This window comes from Phenylobacterium sp. (assembly GCF_030697925.1).
GTDB lineage: Bacteria > Pseudomonadota > Alphaproteobacteria > Caulobacterales > Caulobacteraceae > Phenylobacterium.
The window spans coordinates 1-1,582 of the sequence record NZ_JAUYOJ010000206.1 but is presented as its reverse complement, the minus strand read 5'-3'; the positions used below and the strand labels follow the sequence as shown (position 1 = coordinate 1,582).

1 protein-coding gene is annotated in these 1,582 nt (G+C 66.2%); it reads right to left on the bottom strand.

What is annotated here, in order from left to right; translation table 11 throughout:
- Positions 1 to 123: 123 nt before the first annotated feature.
- Positions 124 to 1,500, bottom strand: coding sequence for an IS1182 family transposase (locus tag Q8Q88_RS20160; protein ID WP_305676977.1), 1,377 nt, complete (start codon positions 1,498 to 1,500; stop codon positions 124 to 126).
- Between the last annotated feature and the right edge of the window lie 82 nt (positions 1,501 to 1,582).

Below are 1,582 nucleotides of genomic sequence, written 5' to 3'. Positions count from 1 at the left end.
GATATTGTTGATTTAGTCCGCTGAGGGGTGGGCGAGAGGTCCCTCGCTGGGCTTGGGACGAGGTGGCCTATGTTTTTGGGGGCGACCGGTAGGTGGTGGTCTGGTGTTCGGGGCGCCGGCTCGTCAGGCCCGGGCGAGCGCCCTGTGTGGCGGAGCTCTGAGCATGGCCAGTTTCCGCAGGTTCTGGGCGGTGGCGGCGAGCAGGAACTCGTCTCGGGCGCCGTTTGGTCCGCGGAGCCGTAGGCGGCTGAGCTTCAGGATCCGCTTGAGGTGAGCAAACAGCATCTCGACCTTCTTGCGGCGGTGACGCGAGGTCTCGTAGGCCGGTGTGTTGGCGAGCCCGCGGGCGAGGTCTCGGACATCTTCGTCCACGTCTCGCGGGATTTTGCGGACCGGGGTGTTGGGGCAGCAGCTCGCCTTGAGGCGGCAGGGGCCGCAGTCGGAGCGCGAGCCGCGATAGAGCCGCGTGCCGTCCTTGGTGACACCGGAGCGGGGTGTGGCGAAGGATCGGCGGAGGACCAACAAGGTCTTGCCCTCGGGGCAGGTGTAGAGATCGCGCTCGGGATCGAAAGTGAAGTCGGATCTGGAAAAGGTCCCGTCAGTGCGCTGGGACTTGTCGAAGACCGGGATGTGCGGGGCGATCTGGCGCTCGCGGACCAGCCAGGTGAGGTTTGCGGCCGAGCCGTAGGCGCTGTCGGCGGCCAGGTGATCGGGCTTGAGCCCGAAGCGCTCGGCGGTCCTGTCCAGCATCGTGCGTGAGGCGCCGACCTCGGCCTGACGGATGGCGCGGGTGGCTTCGACGTCGACGATGACGGCGTGCTCGGTGTCGATCAGATAGTTTGCGGCATAGGCGAAGAAGGCGTGGCCCTTGTGGGCGCCGGTCCACTGGGCGGCCGGATCGGACCGTGAAATGAACTTGGGCATCGTCTCGCTGGCCGCGCCGAAGGCGGCGTCATCGAGCCGCTCAAGGTACTCCCGGACCGCCGCGCCGGGGTCCTGCGGCGGCCGCCAATCAACGCCTGGAACAGAGCGCTGCTTGTTAGCGTCGGCGGCGATCAGGCTGGCGTCGACGGCGAAGCCCTCGCCGCCGACCAGACCCTCGGCCAGGCAACGCTCGACCACCGTCTCGAACAGCCGCCGCAGGATGTCGCTCTGGCGAAAGCGGCCGTGGCGGTTGCGCGAGAACGTCGAATGGTCCGGGACCTTGCCGTCCAGCCCGAGCCTGCAGAACCAGCGATAGGCGAGGTTTAGATGCACCTCCTCGCACAGCCGCCGCTCCGAACGGATGCCCATGGCGTAGCCGACGATCAGCATCCGCATCATCAGCTCCGGATCGATCGAGGGACGACCAATCGAGCAGTAGAACGGGCGGAGCTGCTCACGCACCGGCTCCAGATCCAGGAACCGATCGATCCGGCGCAGCAGGTGGTCTGCCGGCACATGATCGTCGAGGCGGAAATCGTAGAACAACTGCGGCGGAGCGTCTTGCGTCCCCATCATCGCCATGGCCTCCAAAGCCAACAACGACAAGGGAATCACGCTTCCAGGCACCGATCAACCGCCGACTAAATCAACAGTATCG